General features: G+C 69.5%; 19 protein-coding genes. 7 read left to right on the plus strand and 12 right to left on the minus strand.

The window, feature by feature from the left end; all coding sequences use genetic code 11:
- Positions 1–197: 197 nt before the first annotated feature.
- Positions 198–1,124, minus strand: a complete 927-nt coding sequence (locus tag DEI98_RS08445) for a heme o synthase (RefSeq protein WP_071403755.1) — start codon at positions 1,122–1,124, stop codon at positions 198–200.
- Positions 1,125–1,548: 424 nt separating this feature from the next.
- On the opposite strand from DEI98_RS08445, the gene tkt reads away from it, so the two are divergent.
- The 6 genes from tkt to pgl all read left to right on the plus strand — a co-directional run bounded on the left by tkt (position 1,549) and on the right by pgl (position 9,864).
- Positions 1,549–3,642, plus strand: a complete 2,094-nt coding sequence (tkt, locus tag DEI98_RS08450; protein ID WP_111029283.1) for a transketolase — start codon at positions 1,549–1,551, stop codon at positions 3,640–3,642.
- 138 nt (positions 3,643–3,780) lie between these two features.
- Positions 3,781–4,893 carry a transaldolase gene (gene tal / locus DEI98_RS08455; protein ID WP_071403753.1) on the plus strand — a complete coding sequence of 371 codons (1,113 nt, stop codon included), beginning with the start codon at positions 3,781–3,783 and terminating at the stop codon, positions 4,891–4,893.
- The gene (locus DEI98_RS08460) at positions 4,893–6,491 is read left to right on the plus strand and encodes a glucose-6-phosphate isomerase (protein WP_111100494.1); all 1,599 of its coding nucleotides are present in this window, start codon (positions 4,893–4,895) and stop codon (positions 6,489–6,491) included. The genes tal and DEI98_RS08460 overlap by 1 nt, the downstream gene beginning before the upstream one ends.
- A gap of 22 nt (positions 6,492–6,513) precedes the next feature.
- On the plus strand, positions 6,514–8,052 hold the full coding sequence (zwf, locus tag DEI98_RS08465) for a glucose-6-phosphate dehydrogenase (protein ID WP_027465683.1): 1,539 nt from the start codon (positions 6,514–6,516) through the stop codon (positions 8,050–8,052).
- Positions 8,049–8,993 carry a glucose-6-phosphate dehydrogenase assembly protein OpcA gene (locus DEI98_RS08470; protein WP_027465684.1) on the plus strand — a complete coding sequence of 315 codons (945 nt, stop codon included), beginning with the start codon at positions 8,049–8,051 and terminating at the stop codon, positions 8,991–8,993. Before zwf ends, DEI98_RS08470 begins: the two co-directional genes overlap by 4 nt.
- 100 nt (positions 8,994–9,093) lie before the next feature.
- A complete protein-coding gene (gene pgl / locus DEI98_RS08475; RefSeq protein WP_111100495.1) occupies positions 9,094–9,864 on the plus strand; it encodes a 6-phosphogluconolactonase in 771 nt (256 codons plus the stop codon).
- A 751-nt stretch (positions 9,865–10,615) separates the two neighbouring features.
- Here pgl and DEI98_RS08480 read toward each other — a convergent pair.
- From DEI98_RS08480 to uvrB, 11 genes are all read right to left on the minus strand, one after another.
- A complete protein-coding gene (locus DEI98_RS08480) occupies positions 10,616–10,984 on the minus strand; it encodes an RNA polymerase-binding protein RbpA (protein WP_110862753.1) in 369 nt (122 codons plus the stop codon).
- Positions 10,985–10,987: 3 nt separating this feature from the next.
- The gene (secG, locus tag DEI98_RS08485; protein ID WP_017887256.1) at positions 10,988–11,239 is read right to left on the minus strand and encodes a preprotein translocase subunit SecG; all 252 of its coding nucleotides are present in this window, start codon (positions 11,237–11,239) and stop codon (positions 10,988–10,990) included.
- Positions 11,240–11,347: 108 nt separating this feature from the next.
- A complete protein-coding gene (tpiA, locus tag DEI98_RS08490) occupies positions 11,348–12,127 on the minus strand; it encodes a triose-phosphate isomerase (RefSeq protein WP_031259782.1) in 780 nt (259 codons plus the stop codon).
- Positions 12,124–13,341: a phosphoglycerate kinase gene (locus DEI98_RS08495; protein ID WP_110864545.1), complete on the minus strand. Its 1,218-nt coding sequence runs from the start codon at positions 13,339–13,341 to the stop codon at positions 12,124–12,126. Before DEI98_RS08495 ends, tpiA begins: the two co-directional genes overlap by 4 nt.
- A 3-nt stretch (positions 13,342–13,344) precedes the next feature.
- Complete coding sequence (gap, locus tag DEI98_RS08500) at positions 13,345–14,349, minus strand: type I glyceraldehyde-3-phosphate dehydrogenase (protein ID WP_017887253.1); 1,005 nt, start codon at positions 14,347–14,349, stop codon at positions 13,345–13,347.
- Positions 14,350–14,618: 269 nt separating this feature from the next.
- Complete coding sequence (whiA, locus tag DEI98_RS08505) at positions 14,619–15,599, minus strand: DNA-binding protein WhiA (RefSeq protein ID WP_027465690.1); 981 nt, start codon at positions 15,597–15,599, stop codon at positions 14,619–14,621.
- A gap of 75 nt (positions 15,600–15,674) precedes the next feature.
- Positions 15,675–16,574: an RNase adapter RapZ gene (rapZ, locus tag DEI98_RS08510; RefSeq protein WP_027465691.1), complete on the minus strand. Its 900-nt coding sequence runs from the start codon at positions 16,572–16,574 to the stop codon at positions 15,675–15,677.
- Positions 16,575–16,677: 103 nt separating this feature from the next.
- Positions 16,678–18,747 carry an excinuclease ABC subunit UvrC gene (gene uvrC / locus DEI98_RS08515; protein WP_111100496.1) on the minus strand — a complete coding sequence of 690 codons (2,070 nt, stop codon included), beginning with the start codon at positions 18,745–18,747 and terminating at the stop codon, positions 16,678–16,680.
- Positions 18,748–21,819 (minus strand): excinuclease ABC subunit UvrA, encoded by a 3,072-nt coding sequence (uvrA, locus tag DEI98_RS08520; protein WP_111023039.1) that lies wholly within the window; start codon positions 21,817–21,819, stop codon positions 18,748–18,750.
- 48 nt (positions 21,820–21,867) lie between these two features.
- Positions 21,868–22,785, minus strand: a complete 918-nt coding sequence (locus tag DEI98_RS08525) for an SDR family NAD(P)-dependent oxidoreductase (protein ID WP_111100497.1) — start codon at positions 22,783–22,785, stop codon at positions 21,868–21,870.
- Complete coding sequence (uvrB, locus tag DEI98_RS08530; RefSeq protein WP_111100535.1) at positions 22,775–24,847, minus strand: excinuclease ABC subunit UvrB; 2,073 nt, start codon at positions 24,845–24,847, stop codon at positions 22,775–22,777. The genes DEI98_RS08525 and uvrB overlap by 11 nt, the downstream gene beginning before the upstream one ends.
- Positions 24,848–25,017: 170 nt before the next feature.
- Here uvrB and DEI98_RS08535 point away from each other — a divergent pair, with 170 nt between their 5' ends.
- A complete protein-coding gene (locus tag DEI98_RS08535; protein ID WP_071403746.1) occupies positions 25,018–26,346 on the plus strand; it encodes an MFS transporter in 1,329 nt (442 codons plus the stop codon).
- Positions 26,347–26,460 lie beyond the last annotated feature (114 nt).

Here is a 26,460-nt window from a genome sequence, read left to right on the forward strand (position 1 = left end):
CGCTACGCCGCCGAACGCACGAGACGCCGCCGGGTTCGGCGGCGTCTCGGCGTGGTGGCGGCGTCGTGCCGACACGACGGCGTCAACAGGACACGACGGTGTCAACCGGACATGACGGCGTCAGCAGGACACGACGGCGTCGAATCGACACGACGGCGTCGTGCGGACCGAGCGCGCGCGGGCGCCCGCTCGACCGCCTAGAAGGTGAAGACCTGCGGCAGCAGCGGGTCGATGCCCACGGCGATGAAGAGCAGCGTCAGGTACGTGATCGAGCTGTGGAAGACCCGCATCGGCTGCACGTGCTCGACGTGCTGGATGGCCCGCGAGTACAGGCGGTGCGACTCGACGACGAACCAGATGCCGCCCGCCAGCGCGACCACCGTGTAGAGCGGCCCCATGTGTCCGACCGGGATGAGCAGGAGCGAGCAGACGAGCGTCGCCCACGCGTAGAGCACGACCTGCAGGCCGACGACGGTGCGGCCACGGACCACGGCGAGCATGGGCACGTCGGCCGCGTCGTAGTCGTCGCGGTACTTCATCGACAGCGGCCAGTAGTGCGGCGGCGTCCACAGGAAGATCACCATGAACAGGATGACCGGGGTCCAGGTCAGCGACCCGGTGACGCCCGCCCAGCCGATGAGCACGGGCATGCAGCCGGCCGAGCCGCCCCACACGATGTTCTGCGGGGTGCGGCGCTTGAGCCACAGCGTGTAGACGAACACGTAGATGAGGATCGCGATGACGCTCAGCGCGGCGGCGAGCCAGTTCACCAGGAAGCCGAGCACCGCGGTCGACAGGATGCCGAGCACCCACGAGAACACGAGGGCCTCGCGGTCGGACAGCTCGCCGGTGACGAGCGGGCGGGTGCTGGTCCGCTTCATCAGGCGGTCGATGTCGCGGTCGATGTAGCAGTTGAAGGCCGACGCCGAACCGGCCGACATCGCTCCGCCGAGCATCGTCCAGAAGACGAGCCACAGGTCGGGGACGCCGCGTTCGGCGAGGAACATCGTCGGCGCCGTGGTGACGAGCAGCAGCTCCATCACGCGCGGCTTCGTCAACGAGACGTACGCACGGACCTTGCGGGACAGCGGCGATCGGGGTCGATCGGTGTCGGGCCGGGTCACGGTGGCAGTCGGCAAGAGAACCTCAGTCTGTTCGCATCAGCTCGCACACTCGGTGGACGACTGCGACGGCGTCCGGGCATGCGCTGACCCGGAATGTCCACGGGTCCCGATCAGTTTACGGGATGGAAGCGCCGCGACGGTGCCCCGCTCCGACATCCCGGCGTGATCCGGACGCGCTCGACACGCCCGGATCGACCGTCGACGGCCACCCCGGTGTGAACATCGGGGGTCACCTGAACCCCTTCTGAGTACCGGGTCACTATGCTGGACACGCCCTCCCGCAGTGCGCGCCCCGATGACGTCGGCCGCGATGAGCCGGTCGGCCGCCGCTAGACGGCGACACGACTCGGCCCCGGGATGGCCACATGTCCGTGCGATGGCACGAGCCCTCGCACATGTCGCATCAAGAAGGGTCAACATCCAAGTGGCTGAATTCACCTGGGACGCCATCGACCGGAAGGCCGTCGACACGGCCCGCGTTCTCGCCGCCGACTCGGTCGAGGCCGCCGGCAACGGTCACCCCGGCACCGCGATGAGCCTCGCTCCGCTCGCCCACCTGCTCTTCCAGAAGGTGATGCGTCGCGACCCGAGCGACTCCACCTGGATCGGCCGCGACCGCTTCATCCTCTCCGCCGGTCACGCCTCGATCCTCCAGTACGTGCAGTTCTACCTGCACGGCTACGGGCTCGAGATCGACGACCTGCAGCACCTGCGCAAGTGGGGCTCGAAGACCCCGGGTCACCCGGAGTACGGCCACACCGACGGTGTCGAGATCACCACGGGCCCGCTCGGCCAGGGCCTCGCGTCCTCGGTCGGCTTCGCCTACGCCCAGCGCTTCGAGCGCGGCCTGTTCGACCCGGAGACCCCGGCCGGCCAGTCGCCGTTCGACCACTACACCTACGTGATCGCCGGCGACGGTGACATGCAGGAAGGCGTGACGAACGAGTCCGGCTCGCTCGCCGGCCGTCAGCAGCTCGGCAACCTCATCGCGTTCTACGACTCGAACCAGATCTCGATCGAGGACAACACCGACATCGCGTTCTCGGAGAGCGTCGCCGACCGCTACGAGGCGCTCGGCTGGCACGTCCAGATCGTCGACTGGAAGAAGACCGGCGAGTACTCCGAGGACGTCGAGGAGCTCCACGCCGCGATCGAGGCCGCCAAGCAGGTCACCGACAAGCCGTCGCTCATCGTCCTCAAGACGATCATCGGCTGGCCGTCGCCGACCAAGCAGAACTCGGGCAAGATCCACGGCTCGGCGCTCGGCGCCGACGAGATCAAGGGTCTCAAGGAGATCCTCGGCTTCGACACCGACAAGACCTTCGAGGTCGCCCCCGAGGTCCTCGAGTACACCCGCGGCGCCGTCGCCAAGGGCCAGGCCGAGCACGCCGAGTGGCAGAAGTCCTTCGACGCGTGGGCCGCCGCCAACGCCGACAAGAAGGCGCTGTTCGACCGTGTCCAGTCGAAGGAGCTCCCGGAGGGCCTCGAAGCAGCGCTCCCGGTCTTCCCGACCGACAAGGCCGTCTCGACCCGTGCCGCTTCCGGCAAGGTGATCAACGCCATCGCGCCGCTGATGCCCGAGTTCTGGGGCGGTTCGGCCGACCTCGCCGAGTCGAACCTCACCACGATCGAGGGCGCCAAGTCCTTCGGTCCGGCCGAGGCCTCGACGTCGACGTGGAGCACCGACCCGTACGGCCGCGTGCTGCACTTCGGCATCCGCGAGCACGCCATGGGCTCGATCCTCAACGGCATCGTCCTGCACGGGAACACCCGCCCCTTCGGTGGCACGTTCCTCATCTTCAGCGACTACATGCGTCCGGCGGTCCGTCTCGCCGCGCTCATGCAGGCGCCGGCGATCTACGTCTGGACCCACGACTCCATCGCCCTCGGCGAGGACGGCCCGACGCACCAGCCGATCGAGCAGGTCTCGTCGCTCCGTGCGATCCCCGGTCTCGACGTCGTCCGCCCGGCCGACGCCAACGAGGTCGCGTACGCGTGGCTCGAGATGCTCAAGCACACCGACCGCCCGGCCGGCATCGCGCTGAGCCGTCAGAACCTCCCCGTGTTCGAGCGTGGCGAGGGTGACGCCTCCGGTGAGGTCTTCGCTTCGGCGAAGAACGTCGCCAAGGGTGCGTACATCCTGGCCGAGGCGCCCAACGGCACCCCGGACGTCATCCTCATCGCGACCGGTTCCGAGGTCCAGATCGCTGTCGATGCTCGCGAGCAGCTCAAGGCCGAGGGCATCAACGCCCGCGTCGTGAGCGCGCCGTCGATCGAGTGGTTCCGCGCCCAGTCCGAGAACTACCAGGACCAGGTGCTCCCGAAGAACGTCACCGCTCGTGTGTCGGTCGAGGCCGGCATCGCCATGAGCTGGCGCGACATCGTCGGCGACAAGGGCCGCAGCGTCTCGATCGAGCACTTCGGTGCCTCGGCCGACTACCAGACGCTCTTCAAGGAGTTCGGCTTCACGACGGAGCACGTCGTGGCCGCCGCGAAGGAATCGATCGCAGCTTCCTGACCTGCAAGGGCCGGGTCCGGTTTCCGGATCCGGCCCTTCTTCCGGGAGGCCCGGCTCGGTTCCGCCACGGGCCTCCCGTCCCCGAAACCCCGACTCACGGTCCTCACGGACCCGTCGATGAAAGAAGAAGAGAAACACATGGCTGAGAACACCCCCACCGCCGCCCTCTCCGCGGTCGGCGTGAGCATCTGGCTCGACGACCTCTCCCGCGAGCTCCTCGAAACCGGCAAGCTCACCGAGCTCATCGAGCAGAAGAACGTCGTCGGCGTGACGACGAACCCGACGATCTTCGCGTCCGCCCTCGCCAAGGGCGAGCGCTACGACTCGCAGGTCAAGGAGCTCGCCGCTGCGGGCACCGACGTCACCGACGCGATCTTCGCGATCACCACGCAGGACGTCGCGAACGCCTCCGACGTCTTCAAGCCGATCTACGACGAGACCAAGGGCTTCGACGGCCGCGTCTCGATCGAGGTCGAGCCGGGCCTCGCGCACGACACCGCCAAGACCATCGAGCAGGCCAAGTTCCTGTTCGAGAAGGTCGGCAAGGAGAACGTCCTCATCAAGATCCCGGCGACGCTCGAGGGTCTCGAGGCGATCACCGAGGTCATCGGCGCCGGCATCTCCGTCAACGTCACCCTGATCTTCTCGCTCGAGCGCTACCGCGCCGTCATCGACGCGTACCTCGGTGGGCTCGAGAAGGCCAAGGCCGCCGGCCACGACCTCTCCAAGATCCACTCGGTCGCGTCCTTCTTCGTGTCGCGCGTCGACTCCGAGATCGACAAGCGCCTGGACGCCGTCGGCACCGACGAGGCCAAGGCCCTCAAGTCGAAGGCCGGCATCGCCAACGCGCAGCTCGCCTACCAGGTCTGGACCGAGGCGTTCGCCTCCGAGCGTGCCCTCGGCCTGCTCGAGTCCGGCGCCAACACGCAGCGTCCGCTCTGGGCCTCGACCGGTGTCAAGGACCCGTCGCTCCCCGACACGCTCTACGTGACCGAGCTCGCCGCCCCGAACACCGTCAACACGATGCCGGGCAAGACGCTCGACGCCACGTTCGACCACGGTGAGATCCACGGCGACGCCATCGCCGGCACGTTCGACCAGGCGCAGCAGGTCCTCGACCAGCTCGCCGCACAGGGCGTCGACTACGACGAGGTCGTCGCACTGCTCGAGAAGGAGGGCGTGGACAAGTTCAACGTCTCCTGGGGCGAGCTCGTCGACACCGTCAAGGCAGCGCTCGAGGGCGCCAAGTAGTGACGGTTTCCATCGCAGCCAGCGGCGACGCCGCGCGGGCCATCGAACAGGTGGTCCCGCGGCTCGTCGCTGACCTGGTGGCCTCGGGCATCACCGCCCAGGACGCCGATCTGTGGGGAACCACCGCCGAGGCCGAGGCGTCGAAGCGCCTCGGCTGGGTGGAGGCCGTCGCGGTCTCCCGCCCGCTCGTCGCCGAGGTGACCGCGCTGCGCGAGTCGCTCCGTGCCGAAGGGGTCGACCACGTCGTCCTCGCCGGCATGGGCGGCTCGTCCCTCGCACCCGAGGTCATCACGCGCACCGCCGGCGTGCCCCTCACGGTCCTCGACTCGACCGACCCCGCACAGGTCCGTGCGGCCGTGACGACCGACCTCGAGCGCACCGTGCTCGTGGTCTCGTCGAAGTCCGGCTCGACGCTCGAGACCGATTCGCAGCGGCGTGTCTACGAGCAGGCCTTCCGCGACGCCGGCATCGACCCGGCGCGCCGCATCGTCGTCGTCACCGACCCGGGCTCCGCGCTCGAGGCCGCTGCGACCGACGCCGGCTACCGCGTCTTCACCGCCGACTCCACGGTCGGTGGCCGCTACTCCGCGCTCACCGCCTTCGGCCTCGTGCCGTCCGGGCTCGCGGGAGCGGACATCGCCGAGCTCCTCGACGAGGCCGACGCGATCTCCGCGCTGCTCTCGGTCGACCTGGACGAGAACCCCGGGCTCGTGCTCGGTGCGGTCCTCGCGGGCACCGAGCCGCTGCGCGACAAGATCGCCATCGTGCCCGACGGCACGCACATCGTCGGTTTCGGCGACTGGGTCGAACAGCTGATCGCGGAGTCGACCGGCAAGGACGGCCGCGGCCTGCTGCCCGTCGTGCTGCACGCGGACTCCCCCGAGGTCACCGCCGGCCTGCCCGACGTCCAGGTCATCCGCCTGGTCGGTTCGCGCGAGGACGAGCGTCACGTGGCCGAGGGCGAGGTCGAGATCACCGGCACGCTCGGTGGCCAGATCCTCGTCTGGGAGTACGCCGTCGCGGTCGCCGGTCGCCTGCTCGGCATCAACCCGTTCGACCAGCCCGACGTCGAGGCCGCCAAGGTCGCGACCCGCGCGCTGCTCGACGACCGCCCCGTTCCTGCCGAGCCGGCGTTCTCCGAGGACGGCATCGCCGTCCACGCGACGCCCGGACTCGCGGTCGGTGCGACGCTCTCGGAAGCCGTGTCGGGCCTCCTGTCCGCACTCGACCCGACCGGCTACGTGTCGGTGCAGGCGTACGTCGACCGCACCACCAACAGCGGTCTCGAGTCGCTGCGCGACGCGATCGCGGCGCGCACGGAGCGCCCCGTCACCTTCGGGTACGGCCCCCGGTTCCTGCACTCGACCGGCCAGTACCACAAGGGCGGCCCCGCCACGGGAGTGTTCCTGCAGATCGTGGCCGACGAAGCGGAGGACCTGGCGATCCCGGGTCGGCCGTTCACGTTCGGGCAGCTCCTCCGGGCCCAGGCAGCCGGCGACGCGAGCGTCCTCGCCGAGCACGGCCGGCCGGTCCTCACCCTCACGACGTCGGACGTCCACGCCGCCACCGCGGCGATCGCGTCCGCCGTCTCCCACTGACTCGTAAGGAGTTCACCGACTCATGTCACCGGTGGCAATCACCCCGGAGCACAACCCGCTCCGGCTGCCGACGGATCGTCGACTGAACCGGATCGCGGGACCGAGCACGCTCATCATCTTCGGCGTGACGGGCGACCTGTCACGCAAGAAGCTGATGCCCGCGGTCTACGACCTGGCCAACCGGGGGCTCCTGCCCCCGGGATTCGCGCTCGTCGGGTTCGCTCGTCGCGACTGGGAGGACCAAGACTTCTCCCAGCTCGTCCACGACGCCGTCAAGGAGCACTCGCGCACCCCGTTCGACGAGGACGTCTGGCGTCAGCTCGAACAGGGCATCCGCTTCGTCCAGGGCTCGTTCGACGACCCCGAGGCGTTCCGCGAGCTCAAGCGCACCGTCGACGACCTCGACGCCGAGCGCGGGACGCTGGGCAACCACGCGTTCTACCTGTCCATCCCGCCGAAGATGTTCCCGGTGGTCACCGAGCAGCTGAAGCTGTCCGGGCTGACCGAGAAGCGCGAGGGCTCCTGGAGCCGCGTGGTCGTCGAGAAGCCGTTCGGTTCCGACCTCCGCACCGCGCGCGAGCTCAACGCGATCGTCGAGAGCGTCTTCGCGCCCGACGACGTGTTCCGCATCGACCACTACCTCGGCAAGGAGACCGTCCAGAACCTCCTGACGCTCCGGTTCGCGAACCAGATGTACGAACCCATCTGGAACTCGAACTACGTCGACCACGTGCAGATCACGATGGCCGAGGACATCGGCGTCGCCGGGCGTGCCGCGTACTACGACGGCATCGGTGCGGCGCGCGACGTCATCCAGAACCACCTGCTGCAGCTCCTCGCACTCACCGCGATGGAGGAACCCGTCTCGTTCAAGGCCGCCGACCTGCGTGCCGAGAAGGAGAAGGTGCTCTCCGCCGTCCGTCTGCCCGAGGACCTGTCGACCGCCACTGCCCGCGGGCAGTACGACGGCGGCTGGCAGGGCGGCGAGAAGGTGCTCGGCTTCCTCGAAGAGGCCGGGATGAACCCGGAGTCCGGTACCGAGACCTACGCGGCGATCAAGCTCGACATCGCCACGCGTCGCTGGCAGGGCGTCCCGTTCTACCTGCGCGCCGGCAAGCGTCTGGGTCGTCGTGTGACCGAGATCGCGATCGTGTTCAAGCGCGTCCCCGAGGACGTCTACGGCAACACGCAGTCCCCGCTCGGTCAGAACGCGCTCGTCATCCGTGTCCAGCCGGACGAGGGCGTCACGCTCCGCTTCGGCTCGAAGGTCCCCGGCGTCGGCACCCAGGTGCGCGACGTGACGATGGACTTCGGCTACGGCCACGCGTTCACCGAAGCATCCCCCGAGGCGTACGAGCGACTCATCCTCGACGTGCTCCTCGGTGACCCGCCGCTGTTCCCGCGGCACCAGGAGGTCGAGCTGTCCTGGAAGATCCTCGACCCCATCGAGGAGTTCTGGGCCACGCAGGGCCAGCCCGAGCAGTACCGTCCCGGAACGTGGGGGCCGGCATCCGCCGACGCCCTGCTCGCCCGCGACGGTCGGACCTGGAGGCGTCCGTGAAGATCGACATGCCCGACACCACGGTGTCGAAGATCCAGAAGAAGCTCGTCCGCATCCGCGAGGAGGGCGGCGCCGTCGCCCTCGGCCGTGTGCTGACCCTCATCATCTCGACGGCCCTCGGCCACGAGGAAGAGGCGATCGAGGCGGCCAACGAGGCGTCCCGCGAGCACCCGATGCGCGTCATCATCGTCTCGAAGAACAGCGGTGACACGAAGTCCCCCGGTCGCCTCGACGCGCAGATCCGCGTCGGCAGCGACGCGGGCGCGAGCGAGGTCATCGTCCTCCGGGCGTACGGCGAGACCGCGACCGACGAGGAGAGCCTGGTCACCGGCCTCCTGCTGCCGGACGCACCCGTCGTGGCCTGGTGGCCGCAGACCGCTCCCGAGCAGCCCGCGGCCTCGGCCCTCGGCCGCATCGCGCAGCGACGGATCACCGACGCGGCCGCGCAGAAGGACCCCAACGGCGCGATCGAGGCACTCGGTGCGTCCTACGTACCGGGCGACACCGACTTCGCGTGGACCCGTCTGACCCTGTGGCGAAACCAGCTCGCCGCGGCGCTCGACCAGCCGCCGTACGAGCCGATCACCGCCGTCGAGGTCTCCGGAGCGTCCGACAGCCCGTCGACGATCCTCCTCGCCGCCTGGCTGCAGCTGCAGCTCCAGGTGCCGGTGTCCGTCGTCACGTCGCCGCGCGCAACGGGGTCGAGCGGCATCCACGGTGTGAAGCTCGTCCGTGAGTCCGGCACCATCGAGCTCGAGCGTTCCCTGGTGGACGTCGCCACGCTCTCGATGCCCGGGCAGCCGACGCACGACCTGTCGCTGCCACGCCGCAACCTGCGCGACTGCCTGGCCGAGGAACTCCGTAGACTCGACCCGGACGTCCTCTTCGGAGACGTCGTCAAGCACGGGGTGCCCCAGCTGCGCGAGACCATCGCCCGCTGATCAACACCCCACACGGTCGGGCCGCCTGTCTGGTGCAGGCGGCCCGACCGGACCGAAGGCGGTCGGACGACCGGTCGGCCGCCACGAACACGGGAGTCACGTGACCAACGAACGGCGGGTGCTCGTGCACCCGGACAAGCAGGCCCTCGGCGCTTCGGTCGCCGCACGCTTCATCACCAAGATCATCGACGTGCTCGACGAGCAGGAGCGCGCCGACATCGCGATCAGCGGTGGCTCGGTGTCCTCCCTCGTCCTCGCCGCGATCGGCCAGTCGCCGGCGCGCGAGAGCGTCGACTGGTCGAAGGTGCACGTCTGGTGGGTCGACGAGCGCTGGGTCCCGTCGGACGACGCCGACCGCAACACGATCGGCACCCAGACCGACTTCTTCGACCACGTCGACATCCCCGCGTCGAACATCCACCCGATGCCGGCGTCGGACGGCGGGCTCGACATCGAGGCCGCGGCGACCCAGTACGAGCGCGAGCTGCGGGACGCCGCGCCCGAAGGTGCCGTCGCTCCGCGCTTCGACATCACGCTGCTCGGTGTCGGCCCCGACGGGCACACCGCCTCGCTCTTCCCGGAGTTCCCGCAGCTCACCGTCACCGACCGTGCCGTCGTGTCGGTCGACGACTCCCCCAAGCCGCCGCCGCAGCGTCTGACCGTCACCTTCCCGGTGATCAACGCCTCGCAGCGCGTCTGGGTGATCCTCTCCGGTGCCGAGAAGGCATCGGTCCTCGGGCTGGCCCTCGCCGGTGCGTCGATCGAGGACGTCCCCGTCGGTGGCGTGCAGGGTCGCAAGCGCACCGTCTTCTTCGTGGACCAGGACGCCGCACGCGACGTCCCCGAGAACCTGATCGCGTCGACGTACTAGACGCGCGTTCCTGACGGACGGGAGGCCCGGTGCCAGCTGGCACCGGGCCTCCCGTCCGTCTGTGGTCGCGCCCACTGCGCGCCGCGCCCGAGCGCCTGAGTCGAGGGGGCACGAACTGTCGGCCGCGGGCGCCCCAGGCGACAGTTCGTGCCACCACCGCGCACCGCACGCGGCGTGTCGTGACCACTCGGCGAACCGCCGCTCCGCGCGGCATCCCGGCACCGAGCGACGCCGAGCGGTCACGACTCCCCGCCGGCACGACGCCGAGTGGTCACGAACTGTCGCTTGCGGGCGCCGCAGGCGACGGTTCCCGCCACCTCGGCGCACCGCACGCGGCGTGTCGTGACCCCTCGGCGAACCGGCACTCCGCGCGGCACCCGGACGCGGCACCCCGGCGCCGAGCGGTCGCGACACCCCGCCGGCACGACGCCGAGTGGTCACGAACTGTTGGCCGCAGGCGCCGCAGGCGACAGAACGCGCCACCTCGACACACTTCACGCGGCGTGTCGTGACCCCTCGGCGAACCGTCGCTCGGCGCGCGCGGCCGGGCACCGACCTGCCGCGACTCCCCGACGGCACGACGCCGAGTGGGCACGAACTGTCGGTTGCGGCGCCTGCAACCGACGGTTCGCGCCACCAGCGCGCACCGCACGCGGCGTGTCTTGACCACTCGGCGACCGAGCCGCCCCTGCCCCGGACGCACCAAGGCCCCCACACCATCGGTGCAGGGGCCTTCGGCAGCGTGTGTGCGCTAGCTCTTCTTCGCCGCGGTGCCGCGACGCTCTCGGAGCTGCTGGAGCGCGTCCTCGAGGAGCTGCGCTGCCTCTTCCTCGGTGCGGCGTTCCTTCACGTACGCGAGGTGCGTCTTGTAGGGCTCCGTCTTGGAGACCACGGGAGGGTTCTCCTTGTCGCGCCCAGCCGGCAGACCACTCGACGGCGAGTCCACCGTCTCGGGGATCTCTTCATCGGGCAGGTTCGCGGCGAAGTACCGCACGACCTCGTTGCCGAGGGCGTCCCAGTACGAGATCGCCACGCGCTCTGCCTGGACCCCGCGGTCCTGTTCGCCCATCGGTCCCGCGCCGACGCGAGACCCTCGGATTGCACTGCCTCCGCTTGCCATGGATCAGACCCCCGCCGTGAACTTGTTGATGAGACCGAGCACGATGATGGAGACGATCCAGACCAGACCGAGGATCACCGTGATGCGGTTGAGGTTGCGCTCGGCCACGCCGGACGCACCGAGGTTGCTCGTGACCCCACCGCCGAACATGTCGGAGAGGCCACCACCGCGGCCCTTGTGCAGCAGGATGAGGAGCGTGAGCAGGAGGCTCGTGATTGCGAGCAGGACCTGCAGCACGACGGAGAGTATCGCCACGACGTACCTTTCGTGTCAGTCAGCCGTACCAGTGTACCGGCCGCGCGGAGCACGGCCGGTACCTGGACGGGAGTGGTGCGGACGACTGCCCGCGACGACGCCTGCGGACTACAGCCCGACGTGCTGACGGAACCGGGCGATGGCCGCGAACTCCTGCACGTCGAGCGAAGCGCCACCGACGAGCGCGCCGTCGATGTCGGGCTCGCGGAGGAACCCCGCGATGTTGCCCGACTTGACCGAGCCGCCGTAGAGCACTCGGGTGTCTGCAGCAGCCTGGTCACCCCAGGCTGCGGCGATGCCACGACGGATCGCCGCGCACTCGTCCTGCGCCTGCTCGGCCGTGGCGGCCTGGCCGGAGCCGATGGCCCAGACGGGCTCGTACGCCACGACGATGTCGGCGGGCTTGACCGCGTCGAGCACGACGCGGAGCTGCTCGACCGGCACGACACCGGCGCCGCGCTCCTCGCGCTGCTCGCCGGTCTCGCCGACGCACACCACGGGGACGAGGCCGTGCTTGACGGCCGCCGCGGTCTTCGCCGCGACGACCTCGTCGGTCTCACCGTGCAGCGTGCGCCGCTCGGAGTGGCCGACGATGACGTACTGGGCGTCGAGCGCTGCGAGGAACGCACCGGAGACGTCACCGGTGTAGGCACCGGAGTCGAACTGCGACAGGTCCTGCGCACCGAAGTGGATCGGCAGCTTGTCAGCCGAGATCAGCGTCTGCACGCTCCGCAGGTCGGTGAACGGCGGGAACACCGCGACCTCGACGTCGTCGAAGTCGTGCCGGGCGTCCTTGAGCGTCCATGCGAGCTTCTGCACGGTCGCGATGGCCTGGAGGTGGTCCAGGTTCATCTTCCAGTTCCCGGCGATCAGTGGCGTGCGGGTCATGCGGTCCACCCCAGTGCTTCGAGACCGGGCAGCGACTTGCCCTCGAGGAACTCGAGGCTCGCACCGCCACCGGTCGAGATGTGGCCGAACTGGTCGTCTGAGAAGCCGAGCGACCGCACGGCGGCAGCGGAATCGCCACCACCGACGACGCCGAGGCCGTCGACCTCGGTCAGCGCCTGCGCGACGGTCTTCGTGCCGGCGGCGAAGGCCGGGAACTCGAACACACCCATCGGGCCGTTCCAGAACACGGTCTTCGAACCCGAGACGGCCGAGGCGAACCGCGCAGCGGTCTCCGGGCCGATGTCGAGGCCGATGCCGTCCGTACCGAACGACGAGGACTCGATGGCGTCGGCCGCCACGGTCTCGTGGTCGGCGTCGGCCGCGAAGCCGGAGGCCACCACGACGTCGGTCGGCAGGTCGATGGTGACACCGAGCTCCTTCGCCCGCGAGAGGTACTCGCGGACGACGTCGAGCTGGTCCGCCTCGAGCAGCGACTTCGCGACCCCGTGGCCCTGGGCCGCGAGGAACGTGAAGAGCATGCCGCCACCGATGCAGAGGGTGTCGACCTTCGGCAGGATGTGGTCGATGACACCGAGCTTGTCGCTGACCTTCGACCCGCCGAGCACGACCGTGTACGGCCGCTCCGGGTCCTTGGTCAGGCGCTCGAGCACGCGCAGCTCGGTCTCGATCAACGAACCGGCCGCACTGGGCAGTGCGGACGCGAGCTCGTAGACCGAGGCCTGCTTGCGGTGCACGACACCGAAGCCGTCGGAGACGAAGGCGTCACCGAGGGCGGCGATGCGGTCCGCGAAGGCACCGCGCTCGGCGGCGTCCTTCGAGGTCTCCTCCGGGTTGAAGCGGAGGTTCTCGAGCAGCAGGACGTCGCCGTCCTCGAGGGCCTCGGCCGCGGCGGTCGCTTCGTCACCGACGGTCTCGCCGACGAACGTGACCTCTTTGCCGAGCAGCTCGGAGAGCCGCTGGGCCACCGGTGCGAGCGAGAACTCGGGCTTGGGCTCCCCGTCGGGGCGGCCCAGGTGCGAGATCACGATGACGCGTGCGCCGGCGTTGACGAGGGTGTTCAGCGTGGTGAGCGACGCGCGGACGCGGCCGTCGTCCGTGATGGTGCCGTCCTTGAGCGGGACGTTCAGGTCACAACGGACGACGACGCGCTTGCCGGCGAGGTCGCCGAGGTCCTCGAGGGTGCGGAGGGCCATGTGTTACAGACGCTCGCCGACGTACTCGGTGAGGTCGACGAGGCGGTTCGAGTAGCCCCACTCGTTGTCGTACCACGAGGTGATCTTCACGAGGCCGCCGATGACCTTGGTCAGGCCGGAGTCGTAGATCGAGGAGTGCGGGTCCGTGGTGATGTCGGTCGACACCAGCGGGTCCTCGCTGTAGAGCAGGATGCCCTTGAGGGGACCTTCTGCGGCCTCCTTGTAGGCGGCGTTGATCTCGTCGACGGTGACCTCGGACTTGGTCTCGAGGGTGAGGTCGGTGATCGAGCCGGTGGGGACCGGGACGCGCAGCGCGAAGCCGTCGAGCTTGCCGGCGAGCTCCGGCATGACCTGGCCGATGGCCTTGGCGGCACCGGTCGAGGTCGGGACGATGTTCAGCGCGGCGGCGCGGGCACGACGGGGGTCCTTGTGCGGGCCGTCCTGCAGGTTCTGGTCGGCGGTGTAGGCGTGCACCGTGGTCATGAGGCCACGCTCGATGCCGAACTTGTCGTGGAACACCTTGGCGAGCGGCGCGAGGCTGTTCGTGGTGCAGGACGCGTTCGAGATGATGTGGTGGTTCGCCGCGTCGTACTGGTCCTCGTTCACGCCGAGCACGATGGTGACGTCGTCACCCGAGGCCGGGGCGGAGATGATGACCTTCTTGGCGCCGGCGTCGATGTGCTTCTGCGCATCGGCGGCCTTGGTGAAGAACCCGGTCGACTCGATGACGATGTCGACACCCAGCTCGCCCCAGGGGAGGTTGGCGGGGTCGCGCTCGGCGAGGACCTTGATGGCCTTGCCGTCGACGACGATGTTGTCGCCGTCGAGCTCGACGGAGACGCCGAGACGGCCCGTGATGGAGTCGAACTTCAGCAGGTTGGCGAGCGACGCGTTGTCGGTGAGGTCGTTCACCGCCACGATCTCGAGGTCGGAGCCCTTCGCGAGGGCGGCCCGGAAGAAGTTACGGCCGATGCGGCCGAAGCCGTTGATACCGATCTTGACGGTCAATGGATCTCCTGGTGAGTGTGGAGCGCCCAGGGGGCGCTGCTTTCGGGAGTCGCGCACCCTGGCGGGCCCGCGTGTGGTGGACGATACGCCCCGTAACGTCGCCGTAACGACCCTAGCAGTCGGACACTGCGTGCCCGAGCGGGATGACGGTCCGTCCGGACGGTCGCCGACCAGGCCGGGAACGGGTCCGAGAACGGGCCGGGAAACGGACGGGAGGCGCGGTGCCAGCTGGCACCGCGCCTCCCGTCCGCAGGGTCGACAGACCGCTCTCAGGCCCCTTCGAGCTCCTCGGGAACGCTCGCTTCGGTGCCCGGGATGCCGAGGTCGGAGGCCCGCTTGTCGGCCATCGCCAGCAGGCGCCGGATGCGGCCGGCGATGGCGTCCTTGGTCATGGGCGGGTCCGCGTGCTGGCCGAGCTCGTCGAGCGACGCGTCGCGGTGCTGCAGGCGCAGCGTGCCGGCGTACTGCAGGTGGTCGGGGACCTCGTCGCCGAGGATCTCGAGCGCACGCTCGACCCGGGCGCAGGCGGCCACGGCGGCCTGCGCGGAACGGCGGAGGTTCGCGTCGTCGAAGTTGACCAGGCGGTTCGCGGTCGCGCGGACCTCGCGACGCTGGCGCATCTCCTCCCAGTCGGCGGTGGTGCGCGCCGCGCCCATGACGGTCAGCATCTGACCGATGGCCTCGCCGTCGCGGATGACGACGCGGTGCACCCCACGGACCTCGCGGCCCTTCGCGGCGACCCCGAGACGCGAGGCGGCACCGACGAGGGCCATCGCGGCCTCGTTGCCGGGGCAGGTGACCTCGAGCGCTGCGGCCCGACCCGGGTCGGTCAGGGTGCCGGATGCGAGGAAGGCGCCGCGCCAGATGGCCGCGAGGTCCTCGCGGTTGCCCGTGGTGAGGCGGTTCGGCAGCCCGCGGACGGGACGACGACGGGCGTCCATCAGGCCGGTCTGGCGGGCGAGGGTCTCCCCCGCCTCGAGCACGCGGACCAGGTAGCGGGTCCCGCGGCGGGCGGACGCGGACGAGCCCACCGACGCCTCGCTGCGCACGCCGTAGAGCTCGGCGAGGTCCTTGCGGACCCGGTGCACGATGATCCGGGTGTCGAGCTCGACCTCGACCGCGATGCGGCCCGAGATGACGTGCAGACCACCAGCGAACCGGAGGATCGTGGCCAGTTCGGCGGCGCGGACCGTGTTGCGGTTCACGGCGACCCTGGCCAGTTCGTCCTTGACCTCGGCAGTCAACGGCACAGCATCATTCCTAACGTTCGTTCAGTGGTTCCCGCAGATCCGGCGGCACGGGCGTGGGAGCGGCCGGAGGGACGGTCACTCCCGGCCGAGATCTCGGTTCTTCACACGCACGGCGACGCCAGGCATCCCGCGGAGGAGGTTCGCCAACTCGGCGACGATGGCGACCGAGCGGTGCTTCCCGCCGGTACAGCCGATGGCGATCGTAGCGTGTCTTTTGTTCTCGCGCTGGTACCCCTCGAACACCGGCTCGAGGACGGAGGCGTAGCGATCGACGAACGGACGGGCTCCGGCCTGCGCCAGCACGTAGTCCGAGACCGGCTGGTCCAGCCCGGTGTGGGGCCGCAGTTCCGGGACCCAGTAGGGGTTCGGGAGGAACCGCACGTCGGCCACCATGTCGGCGTCGGCGGGCAGACCGTACTTGAACCCGAAGCTCATCAGCGTGACCTGTACACCCACGAAGTGCTCGTCGGCGAAGTGCTCGATCACGGTGTTCGCGAGCTGGTGGATGTTGAGGTCGGAGGTGTCGATCACCACGTCGGACGCCTCGCGCAGGCCGGCGAGACGCGCTCGTTCGCGGGCGATGCCGTCGAGCAGGGTGTCCTCGCCCTGGAGCGGGTGGGGTCGGCGGACCTGCTCGAAGCGCCGGACCAGCACGGCGTCGGTGGCTTCGAGGAACAGCACACGGACCCGCGCGGAGGTGCTCGAGCGGACCTGCTCGACCGCGTGCTCGGGGTCGGTGAAGAACCGCCCGCCGCGGACGTCGACCACCGTGGCGATCTTCGGGATCTTCTCCCCCGCGCGGTCGGCCAGTTCGGTCAGCGGGGCCAGCATCTGCGTGGGCAGGTTGTCGACGACGTACCAGCCCAGGTCTTCGAGGGCCTTGCCGACGGTGGACCGCCCGGCCCCGGACATGCCGGTGACGATGAGGATGTCGTGCTGCGACGCGTGGGTGGTCGCGGTGGCGCTGTCGGTCATCTGGGAGTGGGCTCCGTCGTGGCGGCCCGGGCGCGTCGCCCGGGGAGGTCTCGGCTGCCGGACCAGGCTACCGCCCGGTGGCGGCCGGGAGGCGCGGGGTTCGTCACGACGGTCGCTGCGGACCGTCGTCGGTCACCTCGGGGACCCGCACCGGGCCTCCGGGGTGGGTGGCGGTCTGCTGGGTGGCGGTCTGCTGGGTGGCTGCGTTCTCGGTCACGGTGTCCGCGATCGCGTCGGCGTCCGGTTCGGGGGCGCTGGACGCGCTCGTCGCCGGCGCGCTCGTCGGCGTCTGGGCCAGCTTCGAGACCACCGCGGCAGCGGTCGCCGGGCCGATCCCGTTCACCTCGCCGATGTCCTCGGCCGTGGCTTCACGCAGCCGGGCGACCGAGCCGAAGTGCTTCAGCAGGGCGTTGACGCGACTCGGGCCGAGACCGGGGATCTCGGACAGCCGCGACCGGACGTCGCGCTTCCGCTTGCTGCGCTGGTGGGTGATCGCGAACCGGTGCGCCTCGTCGCGGATGCGCTGGATGAGGAAGAGCGCCTCGGAGTTGCGGGGCAGGATGACCGGGAAGTCGTCGTCGGGGAGCCAGAGCTCCTCGAGCCGCTTGGCGATGCCGACCAGGGCGATGTCGTGCACGCCGGCTTCGTCCATTGCGCGCTTCGCTGCCTGCACCTGTGGCTGGCCGCCGTCGACGATGAGCAGCTGCGGGCGGTACGCGAACCGCTTCGTCGGCTTCGACCCCTCGACGACCTCGTCGGTCGTGACGTCCGGGACGTCCGGCAGCTCGGCGTCCTCGTCCAGCCGCGCCAGGCGCCGCGAGAGCACCTGGTACATGCTGTCGGTGTCGTCGGTGGTCTCGGCGATCGAGTACCGGCGGTACTGGTCCTTGCGCGGCAGGCCGTCCTCGAACACCACCATCGACGCGACGACGTTCGTGCCCTGCAGGTGCGAGATGTCGTAGCACTCCATGCGGAGCGGCGCCTCGGTCATGCCGAGGGCGTCCTGGATGTCGGCCAGTGCCGCGGCCCGGGTGGTGTAGTCGGCCGAACGCTTGGTCTTGTAGAGCATGAGCGCCTGCCCGGCGTTCTGCGCGGCCGTCCGTGCGAGCCCGGCGCGATCGCCGCGCTGTGCCGTGCTGAGCTTCGTGCCGCGCCCGTTCCGGCGCTTGCTGAGCCACTCCTGGAGCGCGTCGGCGTCCTCCGGCAGTTCGGGGACGACGACCTCGCGCGGGGGCTCGTCGGTGACGTAGACGCCCTGCACGATCTGCTCGACGAGGTCGCCGGTGGCGATGTCGAGCTCCTTGTCGACGACCCAGCCGCGGACACCGCGGATGCGGCCGCCACGGACGGAGAACAGCTGCACGGCCGCGGCGAGCTCGTCTTCCGCGATGCCGAACAGGTCGAGGTCGACCGAGTCGCGGAGCACCACGGCGGACTTCTCGAGCACGGCTTCGAGCGCCTCGACCTGGTCGCGGTACTTCGCGGCCTGCTCGTACTGCATCGCGTCGGCGGAGGCCCCCATGCGCTGCCGGAGTTCGGTGATGACCCGACGGTCGTAGGAGTTCATGAAGCGCACGAACTCCTCGACGAGCGCGCGGTGCTCCTCGATCGTGACCTTCTGCGAGCACGGGCCACCGCACTTGCCGATCTGCCCCGGGAAGCACGGACGGCCCGTCTGCATCGCCTTCTTGTACGACGAGTCCGAGCACGTGCGGATCGGGAACACCTTGATCATCAGGTCGATGGTGTCGTGCACCGCCCAGATCTTCGGGTACGGACCGAAGTACTTCGCGCCTTTGATCTTGCGGTTGCGTGTCACCATCACCCGCGGCGCTTCGTCGCCCAGGGTGACCGCCATGTACGGGTACGACTTGTCGTCGCGGAACTTGACGTTGAACGGCGGGTCGAACTCCTTGATCCAGGTGTACTCCAGCTGGAGCGCCTCGATCTCGGAGCCGACCGTCGTCCACTCGACGCTGCGTGCCGTCAGGACCATGCGCCGCGTGCGCTCGTGCAGCGTCGGCAGCGGCGCGAAGTAGTTGCTCAGCCGGGCGCGGAGGTTCTTCGCCTTGCCGACGTAGAGCACCCGACCGGCTTCGTCGCGCCAACGGTAGACGCCCGGGTCGGTCGGGATCTCCCCCGCCTTCGGACGCCACGGGACGGTGTCCGCCACCTACCGAGCACCCGCCTTCTGCTTGCTCGCCTGCTTGGTCGTGCCCTGCTTCTCGTCGCCCTGCTGCTTGCCGCCCTGCTGCTTCTGGGTGGCCTGGCGTGCGCCGACCGCCTGCTGCTTGCCGACCCGGGCGTCCTGGGCGTCGAAGATCTCGCGCAGGAAGACACCGGTGTGGCTCTCCGGCACGGTCGCCACGTGCTCCGGGGTACCCGTCGCCAGGACCGTGCCACCACCGGAACCGCCCTCGGGTCCCATGTCGATCAGCCAGTCGGCGGACTTGATGACGTCGAGGTTGTGCTCGATCGTGATGACGGTGTTGCCCTTGTCGACCAGGCTCTGCAGCACGAGGAGCAGCTTGCGGACGTCCTCGAAGTGCAGACCGGTCGTCGGCTCGTCGAGCACGTAGACCGTGCGGCCGTTCGAGCGACGCTGCAGCTCGGTGGCGAGCTTGACGCGCTGCGCCTCGCCGCCGGAGAGCGTGGTCGCGCTCTGGCCGAGACGCACGTAGCCGAGGCCCACGTCGACCAGGGTCGCCATGTAGCGGTGGATGGCCGAGATCGGCTCGAAGAACTCGGCCGCCTCGCTGATCGGCATGTCGAGGACCTCGGAGATGTTCTTGCCCTTGTAGTGCACCTGGAGCGTCTCGCGGTTGTAGCGCGCACCACCGCAGACCTCGCACGCAACGTAGACGTCGGGCAGGAAGTTCATCTCGATCTTGATCGTGCCGTCGCCCGCGCAGTTCTCGCAGCGGCCGCCCTTGACGTTGAAGCTGAAGCGGCCCGGCTGGTAGCCGCGGGTCTTGGCCTCTTGCGTCTCGGCGAACAGCTGGCGGATGCGGTCGAACACGCCCGTGTAGGTCGCCGGGTTCGAGCGCGGCGTGCGGCCGATCGGTGCCTGGTCGACGTGCACGACCTTGTCGAGCTGGTCGAGGCCCTTCACCCGGGTGTGCTTGCCCGCGATGTGCCGGGCGCCGTTGAGCTGGTTGGCGAGCACCTTGTACAGGATGTCGTTCACCAGCGTCGACTTGCCGGAGCCGCTGACGCCCGTCACCGCAGTGAACACACCGAGCGGGAAGTCCGCGTCGATCGACTTGAGGTTGTTCGCCCGGGCGCCCTGCACGGTGATGGCCCGCTTCAGGTTGACCTTGCGACGCTCGGCCGGCACCTCGATCGCGCGTCGGCCGGCGAGGTAGTCACCGGTGATCGACTCGCGGTTCTCGATGATGCCCTCGTACGAACCGGAGTGCACGACGTTGCCGCCGTTCACACCGGCACCGGGGCCGATGTCGACGACCCAGTCGGCCGTGCGGATCGTGTCCTCGTCGTGTTCGACGACGATGAGCGTGTTGCCGAGGTCCTTGAGCTTGACCAGGGTGTCGATGAGTCGACGGTTGTCGCGCTGGTGCAGGCCGATGCTCGGCTCGTCGAGCACGTACAGCACGCCCGTCAGCCCGGAGCCGATCTGCGTCGCCAGGCGGATGCGCTGCGCCTCACCGCCGGAGAGACCGCCGGCACCACGTGCCAGCGTGAGGTAGTTCAGGCCGACCTCGAGCAGGAACTCGAGGCGTGCGCGGATCTCGCGGAGGACCGCGGCGGCGATGTGCGCTTCGCGGTCGGTCAGCGTCAGCTCGTCCATGAACGAGTACGCGTTGTCGAGCGACATGTCGGTGACGTCCGCGATGCTGCGGTCGTTGACCGTCACCGCGAGCACCTCGGGCTTGAGGCGGGTTCCCTCGCACACCGGGCACGGGACCTCGCGCAGGTACCCCTGGAATCGCTGCCGCTGCGAGTCCGATTCGGCCTCGGCGAACTTGCGCTCGATGTAGGGCATGACGCCTTCGAAGCCGCTCGTGTACCGCATCTCGCGGCCGAAACGGTTGCGCCAGGAGACCGACACCTGGAAGTCCTTGCCGGTCAGGATCGACGCCTGCACCGCGGGGTCGAGCTGGTTCCACGGGGTGTCGAGCGAGAAGCCGAGCTCCTTGCCGAGGCCGCCGAGCAGCTTCTCGAAGTAGGAGTACAGCCCGCTGGTGCCGGTCCAGGGCAGCAGGACGCCGTCACGCAACGAGGCCTCGGGGTCGCCGAGCACCAGGTCGGGGTCGACCGACATGCGCGTGCCGAGGCCGGAGCACTCGGGGCAGGCACCGAACGGCGCGTTGAACGAGAACGTGCGCGGCTCGATCTCGGTGAGTGCGAGCGGGTGGTTGTTCGGGCACGAGAGGTTCTCGGAGTAGTTCCGGACCGCTCCGGGCCCCTCGTGGTCCACCAGGTCGATGCCGACGGTGCCGTCGGTCAGGCGCAGGGCGGTCTCGAGCGAGTCGGTGAGGCGACCGAGGATGTCGTCGCTCGCCACCAGGCGGTCGACGATGACCGAGATGTCGTGCTTGACCTGCTTCTTCAGCTTGGGCGGGTCGCTGAGCTGGATGCGCTCCCCGTCCACGATCGCGCGGGCGTAGCCGGACGCCGCGAGCTCCTGGAAGAGGTCGACGAACTCGCCCTTCTTCTTCGAGATCACGGGTGCGAGGACCTGGAAGCGTGTGCCGGTCTCGAACTGCATCAGCTGGTCGGCGATCTGCTGCACGGTCTGCTTGCTGATCACTTCGCCACACGTCGGGCAGTGCGGGACCCCGATGCGCGCCCAGAGCAGACGCATGTAGTCGTAGACCTCGGTGATCGTGCCGACGGTCGACCGCGGGTTGCGGTTGGTCGACTTCTGGTCGATCGACACCGCCGGCGAGAGCCCCTCGATGAAGTCGACGTCGGGGCGGTCGACCTGCCCGAGGAACTGGCGCGCGTAGGCGGACAGCGACTCGACGTACCGCCGCTGCCCCTCGGCGAAGATCGTGTCGAACGCCAGCGAGGACTTGCCCGAGCCGGACAGGCCGGTGAACACGACGAGCGAGTCGCGCGGGATCTCGAGGTCGACGTCACGCAGGTTGTGCACGCGCGCGCCGCGCACGCTGAGCGTGGAGGTGCTGTGCGGAGCGGTCCCGCCGGGGAGGTGGAGGTCAGCGGGCTCGCCGAAGGCGTTCCGGCCCGACGTCGAGGTACCGGGGTCAGAGGTGATGGTCATCGTCGTCGATTCTACGAAGCGGCACCGACATTCGGCCGGGATGGAGGGTCAGACGAGTGCGTCGAGAGCGAACGCGACGCCGGATGCACGCTCACTCGCCGCCCAGAGCTGTGCTGCAACCGTGCGGTCGTGCGCCCGAGGTTCGGCCGCGACCACCGTGGCCGGGCCCCGGAGCTGCATCCAGCCGGCCGGGCCCCAGTACTCCCCCGAGTGCACGTCAGGACCGACGGCCGCGTGCACGAGCGGCTGGGCGCCGACGTCCTTGCCCTGGGCGACGATGCGCTGCGCCGGGCGGATCCACTCGGGTTCGGCTCTCGTCGGGCTGACGTCGGGACGGCCCGGCGACAGGCGGTCGAGCGACAGGCCGGGGTGCGCGACGACGCTCGACACGGACGACCCCGAGTCGGCCAGTCGTTGGGCGAGCTCGAAGCCGAACAGCATCACGGCGAGCTTGCTCCTGGCGTACTGGCGGTGGCTCGAGTACCGACCGACGCCGAGCGGATCGGTCGCGTCGATCTGGGCGAACCGGTGGGCGATCGACCCGAGGTGCACGACCCGGCCGGCTCGTCGTTCGAGCAGGGGCAGGACCCGGGCGGTCCACGCGAAGTGCCCGAGGTGGTTCGTACCGACCTGCAGTTCGGTGCCCTGCGCCGTGCTCCCCCGCGTCGACGCCCCGACGACCCCGGCGTTGTTCACGACCGCGTCGACGCCGTCGGGTTCCAGCGCGGCGAGTTCGTCGGCAGCGGCACTGACCGAGTCGAGGTCGGCGAGGTCGAGGTGGACGTGGGCGAGCGAGGCCCCGTCGACGTGCCGACGGATGCTGCGCTCGGCGGCGTCCGCCCGGCCGCGGTCGCGCGTCGCCAGCACCACACGGTGCCCCGCCGAAGCGAGCTGCTCGGCGGCGTGGTACCCGAGCCCGGCGCTCGCACCGGTGACGACGACCGTGCGGGCGCCGTCAGCTGACATGTCCGGCCGACTCCATCTGGCGCAGGGCCTTCTTCAGGTCCTGCACCTCGTCGCGCAGTCGCGCCGCGAGCTCGAACTTGAGCTCGGCCGCGGCCTGCAGCATCTGGTCGTTGAGGTCTGCGATGGTGGCACCGAGCTGGGTCGCGCCCTCGCCGGCGATGCCACCGCGCTTGAGGTTCGGCGTGGGCGACCGACGACCGTCGGTGCCGGGTCGGCCCTGCAGCAGCGCCTTGGTGTCGTCGTTCTCGCGCTGCAGGACCTCGGTGATGTCCGCGATCTTCTTGCGCAACGGCTGCGGGTCGATTCCGTGCTCGAGGTTGTACGCGACCTGCTTCTCACGGCGCCGGTCGGTCTCCTCGATGGCCTGCTTCATCGAGTCGGTCATCTTGTCGGCGTACATGAGCACCTGCCCCGACACGTTGCGGGCGGCACGACCGATCGTCTGGATGAGCGACGTCGACGACCGCAGGAAGCCTTCCTTGTCGGCGTCGAGGATCGCGACGAGCGAGACCTCGGGCAGGTCGAGGCCCTCGCGGAGCAGGTTGATGCCGATGAGCACGTCGTACACGCCCTGCCGCAGCTCGGTCAGCAGCTCGACGCGCTTGAGCGTGTCCACGTCGGAGTGCAGGTACCGGACCCGGACGCCGGCGTTGCCGAGGAAGTCGGTGAGCTCTTCCGCCATGCGCTTCGTGAGCGTCGTGACCAGCACGCGCTCGTTCTTCTCGGCGCGCTGCTTGATCTCCTCGAGCAGGTCGTCGATCTGGCCGTCGCTCGGCTTGACGATGATCTCGGGGTCGATCAGCCCCGTGGGGCGGATGATCTGCTCGACCACACTGTCCGTGATGCCGAGCTCGTACTTGCCGGGCGTCGCCGACAGGAAGACCTTCTGGCCGACGCGGTCGAGGAACTCCTCCCACTTGAGCGGGCGGTTGTCCATCGCGCTCGGCAGACGGAAGCCGTGCTCGACGAGCGTGCGCTTGCGGGAAGCGTCGCCTTCGTACATCGCGCCGATCTGCGGCACGGTGACGTGCGACTCGTCGATGACCAGGAGGAAGTCGTCGGGGAAGTAGTCGATGAGGCAGTGCGGCGCCTCGCCCGGGCCACGGCCGTCCATGTGGCGCGAGTAGTTCTCGATACCGGAGCAGAACCCGATCTGCTCCATCATCTCGATGTCGAACGTGGTGCGCATGCGGAGTCGCTGGGCCTCGAGCAGCTTCCCCTGACCCTCGAGCTCGGCGAGCCGTTCCGCGAGTTCTTCCTTGATGGAGGCGATCGCGCGGTGCATCACGTCGGTGTCGGCCACGTAGTGCGACGCCGGGAAGATCGACACGGCGGGCAGGTCGTCGATGACGTTGCCGGTGAGGGGGTGCAGCGACGAGAGCGCCTCGACCTCGTCGCCGAACATCTCGATGCGGATGGCGTGCTCTTCGTACATCGGGATGATCTCGATGGTGTCGCCGCGGACCCGGAACGTGCCACGGGCGAAGTCGACGTCGTTGCGCTGGTACTGCATCGCGACGAACTTGCGCACCAGCTGGTCGCGGGAGATCGTCTGGCCCACGTGCAGTGCGACCGATGCGTTCATGTACTGCTCGGGCGTCCCCAGGCCGTAGATGCAGGAGACCGTCGACACCACGACGCTGTCGCGGCGGCTGAGCAACGAGTTCGTCGTGGAGTGCCGGAGTCGTTCGACCTCGGCGTTGACCGAGGAGTCCTTCTCGATGAAGGTGTCGGTCTGCGGGACGTACGCCTCGGGCTGGTAGTAGTCGTAGTACGAGACGAAGTACTCGACCGCGTTGTTCGGCATCAGGCTGCGGAACTCGTTGGCGAGCTGCGCCGCGAGGGTCTTGTTGTGCGCGAGCACGAGCGTCGGCCGCTGCACCTGCTCGATGAGCCACGCGGTCGTCGCCGACTTGCCGGTACCGGTCGCACCCAGCAGCACGACGTCGGTCTCACCGGCGTTGATCCGCCCGGCGAGTTCCGCGATGGCCGCGGGCTGGTCGCCACTCGGCGAGTACTCGCTGATGACCTCGAACGGACGCACCGCTCGGGTCGGTTCGATCGCAACACCCATGGGGACAACGGTAGTCGGCACCCCTGACACCGAGGACCGCTGCTCGCCCTCGGCGTACTGTCCGCTGCAAGCAGGCTCCAAGTCGACTGATGGTCAACGGGCATACCGTCCGATCCGTTCAGTCACCCGACTCCTTCCCACTCCCCCGAAGAGGCCTCATGACCACGGCGACCCCGGCCGCACCGATCAAGGGCACCCCGTTCCGCGGACGCATCCGCGGACGCGTGCTCGTCCTGCTCTGCTGCATGTACGCGATCTCGTACATCGACCGGACGAACATCTCGACGGCGCTGCCGCACATCACCGAGGAGTTCGGGTTCAACGAGGCGACCGCCGGTCTCATCGTCTCCGCGTTCTCGTTGCCGTACGCACTGCTGCAGGTGTTCGGCGGCACGATCAGCGAGAAGTTCGGCCCGCGCCGGGCGCTCTTCGTCATCACGGTGATCTGGGGCGTCGCGACGCTCTGGACCGGGTTCGCGGTCGGCTTCTGGACCCTCTTCGCCGCACGGGCCCTGCTCGGGCTGAGCGAGGCCGCCGCGTTCCCGACCGCCACGCAGGCGATGAGCCGGTGGATCCCCCGCGACCGGAACGGCTTCGCCCAGGGCGTGGTGCACTCCGCGGCACGGCTCGGCAACGCGCTGGCCCCGCTCATCGTCGCGTGGGTGATCGGCGCGACGGGCAGCTGGCGCTGGGCGTTCTTCGCCACTGCGGTGCTGTCCCTGGCATGGGCCGTCGTCTGGTTCGTCTGGTTCCGCGACAAGCCCGAGTCCGCGAAGGGCATCACGCAGGTCGAGCTCGCCGAGCTCCCGCCGGTCGAGACCCGCGCGACCCGTCCCCCGGTGCCGTGGCGGCAGATGGCGAAGCAGATCCTGCCGGTCACCTTCGTCGACTTCGGGTACGGCTGGACCCTCTGGGTGTTCCTCACGTGGCTCCCGACGTTCCTCAGCTCCACCTACGGCCTGGAGATCGGCGACTTCGCCCTGTTCACCACCCTCATCCTGCTGGCCGGTGTCGTCGGGGACACGGTCGGCGGGATGCTCAGCGACCGAATCATCCACCGCGGCGGGAACACCCGGAACGCCCGCCGGACCATCCTGGTGATCGGGCTCGGCGGCTCGCTCCTCTGCCTCATCCCGCTCGTGATCGGGCAGGGCCTGCTCGTCGCGACGATCTCGCTGGCCCTGTCGTTCTTCTTCCTCGAGCTCTGCAACGCCAACCTCTGGGCGATCCCGATGGACGTGGCGCCGCAGTGGTCCGGCACGGCCTCGGGCTTCATGAACACCGGGTTCGGCATCGCCGGTGTCGTCTCGCCCATCGTGTTCGGTCTGCTCATCGACGCCTCCGGCTGGCAGGTGCCCTTCGCGCTCTCCTGCGTCCTGCTCGGAGCCGCGGCCGTCGTCGCGTGGTTCATGAAGCCCCAGCGGCTGACGTCCACCGACGGCGTGCTCGAGATCGGCACCCCGAAGGCCGAGCAGCGCTCGGCCTGACGGCCGGCAGCCGGTGCGCGGAACGTGCGCCGGACCTGGTGGTCCGCACGCGGCGGCCGGGAGGCGCGGGTCGGGCCCGCCACGTGCCTCCCGGACGCCGCGCCACGTGTCCAC

Source organism: Curtobacterium sp. MCLR17_034, assembly GCF_003234485.1.
Taxonomy (GTDB): Bacteria; Actinomycetota; Actinomycetes; order Actinomycetales; family Microbacteriaceae; genus Curtobacterium; species Curtobacterium flaccumfaciens.